The following is a 6023-nucleotide window of genomic DNA, read 5'->3' as shown; positions in this document are numbered from 1 at the left end:
GGATGGGCCGTCGCCCCCGGCGCCCGCTACCGGATGAGCGCGCCGCCCGGTATGCGGATCACCGTCTCGACGCTGACACCGGACGAGACCGAGAAGGGCCATGAGGCGGTGCGTCCGGACGCCGCCGTGGTCTCCGTGCGGGCAGCCTCCCCCGAACTGGCCGTACAGTGGGCGGCCGGGTGCCGGGCGGCGGGGGTCGCCGTCGGCTGCTTCCGTCCGCCCTCGGTGCCCGACGGCATCTCACGGCTGCGGCTGACCGCTCGTGCCGACCTCACCGACGGTCAGATCGAGCACGCCGTGGGGGTGATCGGCGAAACGCGACCGTGAGTCGGCGAAACGGCCGTGCCTCGCGCGCCGTACGGGTGATGCCTACGAGCTCGTACGAAGAGAGTGGGGGAGGAATTGCTACGGAAGTGACTCGGAAAGCGGTTCGAAATTGGCCGATTTGCTACCGAGTCGCAGGAACGTGATCACCTCAGTTCGGTCAGGAACTCCTTCCAGGCGTCGGGGCCGAAGACCAGGGCGGGTCCGCTCACGTTCTTCGAGTCGCGCACGGCCACCAGGCCGGACCAGCGTCCGGGGCCGGGCAGAGCGGTCTCGACGCAGTTGTTCATTCCCGTGCTGCGACTGCTGCGCAGCCACCGCACTCCGTGCAGCAAGGTGCTGGAAGGGATGTGTCGAGGCAGTGCTGACATGGTGACTCCTTATGCGTCGCCGGCCAACGCGGCGATGTAATCCAACGTGTCCTCGGGGGAAAGGGCGTGGATCCGAAGGGAGTTGAAGGCCTCGCTGTAGGCCTGGAGGTCTTCTTTCCGCTCCAGGTAGAGGCTACTCGTCAAGTGGTCGAGAACAACTACATCCAGATCAGATCTGCTCGGAAATGAGAAGATAACGAAAGGTCCGGTAACGCCGATATGCGCCCCGGCGGCGAACGGCAGGACCTGGAGCCGGACCTGGGGCAGTCTGGCCGCGTCCAGGAGCCGTTGCAGCTGGCGCGCCATGACCTTCGGACCCCCGACCTCCCGGTGCAGCACCGCCTCGTCCAGAACCGCCCACAGGCTCAGCGGCGGATCGGCGCGCAGCACGTCCTGCCGGGCCAGCCGCACCTCCACCAGGGCGTCCAGCTTGTCGTCCTCCAGGCCGCCGACGGCGGCCCAGGTCACGGCCCGGGCGTACTCGGGCGTCTGGAGCAGCCCCGGCACCACGGAGGTCTCCAGCGTGCGTATCCCGCTCGCCTGTGACTCCAGGCTGATGAAATCGCGGTAGGTCGGCGGCAACACCCCGCGGTAGGCGTTCCACCAGTTCTGCCGCCCGCCGCCGTCCTCCGAGCCCGCGAGCATGAGCAGCAGCTCCCGCAGCTCGGGCTCCTCGACACCGTACGCGTCCAGCAGCCGGCCCACGTCGGCCGGTTTGACCCCGCTGGCACCCGTCTCGATCCGGCTCACCTTGGACTGGTGCCAGCCGACCAGGGCGGCTGCCTCACCGCTCGTGAGCCTCGTCCGGGCGCGCAGGTCGCGCAATTCGGCGCCGAGTTTGCGGCGGCGCACCGCTGGTCCGTACTGCATGGCCGACTCCCTCCGCATGGCGCGCGGTTTTCACGGCGACGGTAGAGGATGAGCCCCGGGGTCGCCCAAATACGGTCGGTCGTCGGAGAGTTCACCGCTTTGGGCGACAGATATATGCATATCTCGGGGGATCGCACCCGACAGGGGCCAGGTGATGGCAGGCTGGCGAGCAGCACCAAGTCCGGAACCGTTACTCGAACCAACCCCTCGTGTCGGACTCCGGTCCCGTGGGAAAGGGACGACGTCGCCATGGCAGATCATCAGGAAGCATCCGTCACTCTGCCGAGCGATCCCGCCTCGGTCTCCGCCGCCCGGAAATATGTCTCCGACATTCTCATCGAATGGGGACTGCCGGGCGACGCCGAAGTCGCCGACACCGTACGGCTGATCGTGTCCGAACTCGCCACGAACGCCGTCCAGCACACCCTGGGGCAGTCACCCACGTTCACGGTGGACGTCGTCCTCGACCGGGACGAGTTATTGCGCATCGCCGTCACCGACAGCCACCCGCGTTTCCCCAAACGCCTGCCCGCGGCCGTGCAACAGGACAACGGCCGCGGAATGGTGATCATCCGCTGGCTCGCCGCGGAGTACGGCGGCAAGCTGAGCGTGCGGCCCACCCGCGAGGGCGGCAAGACGGTCGCGATCGAACTGCCGTGGGCCGCACCCGTGGAGCCGGTCGCGGCGGGCGGCCAGCAGGGCCCCTGAGACCCGGCCGGCGCACTCGGCGCCGTGTCGTCTCGTCGCCCCGGGCGGGACCGGCGGCCGCACGTCAGCGAGAGGGCCCGGGGGTGTCCCGGCCGTCCGCCTGGTCCGTCGTCCGGTGATCGGTGATCGTGCGCTGGACCATCCGCGGCATGACACGCCACAGGCCGACGTAGACCAGGAAGGTGCTCGCACTGGCGGCGATACCGGCGATGCGACCCATGGCCACGTCCACCACCAGCAGCACCGACCCGGTGAACGCCAGCGTCAGGACCACAAGCCCGAGCGCGGCGAGGCGGGACGAGATCCGCACCACGGAGGGCTTCACACGCTGCTGGAAGAGGGTGCGGTGCAGCGCCGCGGGCGAGGTGAACAGGGCTGCGGCCAACACGGCCAGCAGGAGGGTGGTGACGTACGTGATGCGCTGGACCGTGTCGAGGGACGGGAAGCGCGAGGTGAAGGCGAGGGTCAGCAGGAACGCGAAGAGGATCTGCACCCCGGTCTGGGTGACCCGCAGCTCCTGAAGCAACTCGGAGAAGTTGCGGTCGGCGCGCTCCAGGGGTGTCTCGTTCCGATCCTGGTGAGGTAGTGGGTCGGCCATGGTGAACAAGTAACCGATTCGACCCGGCGCACGCCCCGGCGGGGTGGCGGCGCGCCGTGCCGCCACCCCGCAGGTCGAATCAGCTGACCCGTCCGTACCACACGCTCTTCGTCCAGATCTTCTGGAGCCTCACTACGTCCCCGGTCCTCGGGGAGTGCCAGATCCTTCCCTTCCCGGCGTAGATGCCGACGTGGTAGACGCTGCGGCCCCAGTGGAAGAACACCAGGTCTCCCGCCCTGCGGTGCGACGCGGAGATGTGGCGCGTCTTGTTGTACTGTGCCGCGGCGGTGCGGGGCAGCTTCTTGCCGGCCTTGTTGAACGCGTACACCGTGAGCCCCGAGCAGTCGAAGCGGCGCGGGCCGGTGGCACCGTACTGGTACGGCGATCCCTTCTTGGACGCCGCGATCTGCAGCGCCTTGGTAGCCGGAGCCGCGGCGGCGGCGTCGGTTGCGAGGCCGGGGGCCACGATGCTGCCGCCGACGGCGGCGAGAGTGAGAGCCGAGGCCGTGCCGGCCCGGGTCAGCAGCGACGGGACACGATTGAGCGCAGTCATGCGCAACCCTTCGTCAGCCGCCTGTGAAGGATGTCCTGTCGGATTCGGGCTGGCGAAGTAGCCCGGCCGCTCACGCGGCTTCACCCCAAGGACCGCCCGGATCTCTCCGGCGGCCCGCCTTGCTGGGTCCTCCACTCCTGCCGATCCATTTCTGTCGACCCGTCATCCGGGCGGCGGCAGGATTCGGCGTCCGCCCGGACCGCCCCGCCGTGGTGGCGGGGGCTTGTCGTCAGCAAGGGATCTTCACTCACGAGTGTCCAAAAAACACAATGGAACCGGTGGTTTGTGGCATTACTCACCACTCACCCGTTCGGCTGGACAGCCCTTTGTTCGGGCCGCGTTGAGGGGTGGGACGAGGCCCGGACCTGCGGTGGAACACCTCATCCTGGCCCAAGGGCAAGCGCGTTGCGCATGCCTCGCGGGCCCTTGGGATCATGGACGTCTACTCCGAGTGTGGGTAACCCGTTCGGCGCGTTTGAGCCGCGGTAAAGGGGTAGGGGTCGCCGCCCGATGCGCGGTGCGCGGCGACCGTCCAGTCAACTGCCCCGCCCCCGCGCACCAGTCACTACCCGTCAGCCAGCCGTCCCGCGCGGCGGTGGAGGACGGCGGAGCCGTCGCTCAGGCCGGCCCCGCATCCGCACCGATCCATCAGCTCAGTCGTCCGGTCCGGGAGGCACCGTGACACGGGCCGCGCGGCGTTCGCCGTCCAGGACGCGCAGCGCCCGGGCGAGCGTGCGGCCGTGCAGTTCGCTCTCCCCGCGCTGGTGCATCAGCGCCAGGGCCTCGCGCAGGGCCACCGCTTTGCCGACCAGGGCCTGGGCGGCGCGCAGTGAGCCGTAGGTGTCCCCGGAGTGCGCGGGGTTGATGCGGCCGACGAGGTCGACCACGTCGAGGTAACGGTCGATCAGTTCGGCTTCCGCACGGGTCAGCGGGGGCAGCGGAGGCAGTTCGGGCGGCAGCATCGACGGCTCACCTCGCGCCGGGCGCGGTGCGCGACGCCTTGCGGCTCGGGATGATGCGATCGACCAGCCCGTACTCCACCGCAGCCGGGGCGTCGAGGATCTTGTCCCGCTCGATGTCGGCTGCGATCCGCTCGGGACTCTGCCCGGTGTGCCGCGCGAGCATCTCCTCCAGCCGCCTGCGCGTGCGGATGAGCTCCTCGGCCTGGATGGCCAGATCGGTGGCCTGTCCCTGGATGGGCTCCGGCAGGGACGGCTGGTGGATCAGTACGCGTGCGCCCGGCAGCGCGAACCGCTTGCCCGGCGTGCCCGCGGCGAGCAGAACGGCCGCGGCGGACGCCGCCTGGCCGAGACAGATCGTCTCCACATCGCAGCCGACGTACTGGATCGTGTCGTAGACGGCCGTCATCGCGCTGAACGATCCGCCGGGGGAGTTGATGTACAGCGAGATGTCCCGGTCCGGATCCAGGTACTCGAGATGCATGAACTGCGCCATCACGTCATTGGCCGAGGTGTCGTCGATGGGCGTTCCCAGAAAGATGATCCGCTCGTCCAGCAGTTTGGAGTACGGGTCGAGGGTCCGCTGCCCGTAGCCGGTGCGTTCGGTGAACTCCGGCAGGACATAGCGGGCGGACGGTCGGTTCATGGCACGCGCCTCCTCGGAATCGGCTTCCGTACAAAATGTACAGGACGTACGCTGGGTCTGGAGGTGAGCATGCTGAGAGCGAAAAACGAGGGGACCAGTGGCGGATCTTTCGTTCGAAGAGGACCGTCAGGCCCTCGGTCTAAGCTGGAACACATGGCCTACGAGATTCCGGTGACGCAAGCCAGGGCTGAGCTGGCCGATCTGATCAACCGCGTGGTGTACGGCGGCGAGCGGGTCGTCGTGACGCGGCACGGAAAGCCTCTCGTCGCCCTGGTCTCCGCCGCTGACCTCGAACGGCTCGCCGAGCTGGATGCAGCCGAAGAGCAGGTGATCAGCTCGGTCTCCAGCGTCCGCGACGTCTCCTCGGCCCCGCGGGAGCCCCGCCGCTTCGGCATCACGGCCGAGCACCGGGGGTCCGACGCGTCCTGACGGCCGCCGGACGCGGCCGTCAGCCCGTATCCCATCCCGACGCGGTGGCCGAGCGCCGGAACGAAGCGTGGACCGCGAGGGCCATGCGCTGATCAGGCTGCGGCAGCCGCACTCTGCGGCACGGCCGGATCACAGCTCGGTTAACGTGGGCGAAACCCGGTCCAACTAGCCTGCCCCACCACACCATCAGGGACTTTTCCCTGTGGCCGCGGCAACCGGGCCCCGCACGGTCCGGAGCGAGGACTGTGAGGTGGGACGTGCAACTGACCCCGCACGAGCAAGAGAGGCTGCTCATCCACGTCGCTGCCGACGTGGCCGGGAAGCGAAGGGCCCGCGGACTCAGGCTGAACCACCCGGAGGCGGTCGCGCTCATCACGTCGCACATCCTCGAAGGCGCGCGTGACGGCCGGGCGGTGGCCGAGCTGATGGCCTCCGGGCGCACACTGCTCACCCGGGACGACGTGATGGAGGGCATCCCCGAGCTGATCCACGACGTCCAGGTCGAGGCGACCTTCCCGGACGGCACCAAGCTCGTCACCGTCCACGACCCGATCGTCTGACGGGG

The 6023-nt window shown here is 69.0% G+C and carries 10 protein-coding genes and 1 riboswitch; of the genes, 4 read left to right on the top strand and 6 right to left on the bottom strand.

Going from position 1 to position 6023, the window contains the following annotated elements; translation table 11 throughout:
• Positions 1-327: aminotransferase class I/II-fold pyridoxal phosphate-dependent enzyme (locus ABZ904_RS11685; RefSeq protein ID WP_361822682.1), on the top strand; the 327-nt coding region annotated here is incomplete at its 5' end.
• Between the two features lie 143 nt (positions 328-470).
• Here ABZ904_RS11685 and ABZ904_RS11680 read toward each other — a convergent pair.
• Both ABZ904_RS11680 and ABZ904_RS11675 read right to left on the bottom strand, forming a co-directional pair.
• Positions 471-695, bottom strand: coding sequence for a DUF397 domain-containing protein (locus ABZ904_RS11680; RefSeq protein ID WP_359391273.1), 225 nt, complete (start codon positions 693-695; stop codon positions 471-473).
• A gap of 9 nt (positions 696-704) precedes the next feature.
• Entirely contained in the window at positions 705-1565 is an 861-nt protein-coding gene (locus ABZ904_RS11675) for a helix-turn-helix transcriptional regulator (RefSeq protein WP_359391275.1), read from the bottom strand.
• 249 nt (positions 1566-1814) lie between these two features.
• Between ABZ904_RS11675 and ABZ904_RS11670 the strand changes: the two genes are divergently transcribed.
• The gene (locus tag ABZ904_RS11670) at positions 1815-2273 is read left to right on the top strand and encodes an ATP-binding protein (RefSeq protein ID WP_359391277.1); all 459 of its coding nucleotides are present in this window, start codon (positions 1815-1817) and stop codon (positions 2271-2273) included.
• 64 nt (positions 2274-2337) lie between these two features.
• Here the strand turns inward: ABZ904_RS11670 and ABZ904_RS11665 are convergent, their stop codons facing one another.
• From ABZ904_RS11665 to ABZ904_RS11650, 4 genes are all read right to left on the bottom strand, one after another.
• Positions 2338-2871 (bottom strand): DUF6328 family protein, encoded by a 534-nt coding sequence (locus ABZ904_RS11665; protein WP_361000310.1) that lies wholly within the window; start codon positions 2869-2871, stop codon positions 2338-2340.
• Between the two features lie 79 nt (positions 2872-2950).
• Positions 2951-3424, bottom strand: coding sequence for a C40 family peptidase (locus tag ABZ904_RS11660; protein WP_359391281.1), 474 nt, complete (start codon positions 3422-3424; stop codon positions 2951-2953).
• A gap of 3 nt (positions 3425-3427) precedes the next feature.
• Positions 3428-3623: riboswitch (cyclic di-AMP (ydaO/yuaA leader) on the bottom strand.
• Between the two features lie 454 nt (positions 3624-4077).
• The gene (locus tag ABZ904_RS11655) at positions 4078-4386 is read right to left on the bottom strand and encodes a hypothetical protein (protein WP_359391283.1); all 309 of its coding nucleotides are present in this window, start codon (positions 4384-4386) and stop codon (positions 4078-4080) included.
• Between the two features lie 7 nt (positions 4387-4393).
• Complete coding sequence (locus tag ABZ904_RS11650; RefSeq protein WP_359391285.1) at positions 4394-5029, bottom strand: ATP-dependent Clp protease proteolytic subunit; 636 nt, start codon at positions 5027-5029, stop codon at positions 4394-4396.
• Positions 5030-5182: 153 nt separating this feature from the next.
• Here ABZ904_RS11650 and ABZ904_RS11645 point away from each other — a divergent pair, with 153 nt between their 5' ends.
• Both ABZ904_RS11645 and ABZ904_RS11640 read left to right on the top strand, forming a co-directional pair.
• Positions 5183-5458 carry a type II toxin-antitoxin system Phd/YefM family antitoxin gene (locus ABZ904_RS11645; RefSeq protein ID WP_361822676.1) on the top strand — a complete coding sequence of 92 codons (276 nt, stop codon included), beginning with the start codon at positions 5183-5185 and terminating at the stop codon, positions 5456-5458.
• A 257-nt stretch (positions 5459-5715) separates the two neighbouring features.
• Positions 5716-6018, top strand: a complete 303-nt coding sequence (locus ABZ904_RS11640; RefSeq protein WP_361000315.1) for an urease subunit gamma — start codon at positions 5716-5718, stop codon at positions 6016-6018.
• The last annotated feature ends 5 nt before the right edge of the window (positions 6019-6023 follow it).

It is taken from the genome of Streptomyces sp. NPDC046900 (assembly GCF_040644975.1).
Taxonomy (GTDB): Bacteria; Actinomycetota; Actinomycetes; order Streptomycetales; family Streptomycetaceae; genus Streptomyces.
Note: the sequence above shows the minus strand (reverse complement) of the source record. Positions and strands in the feature narration are given on the sequence as shown.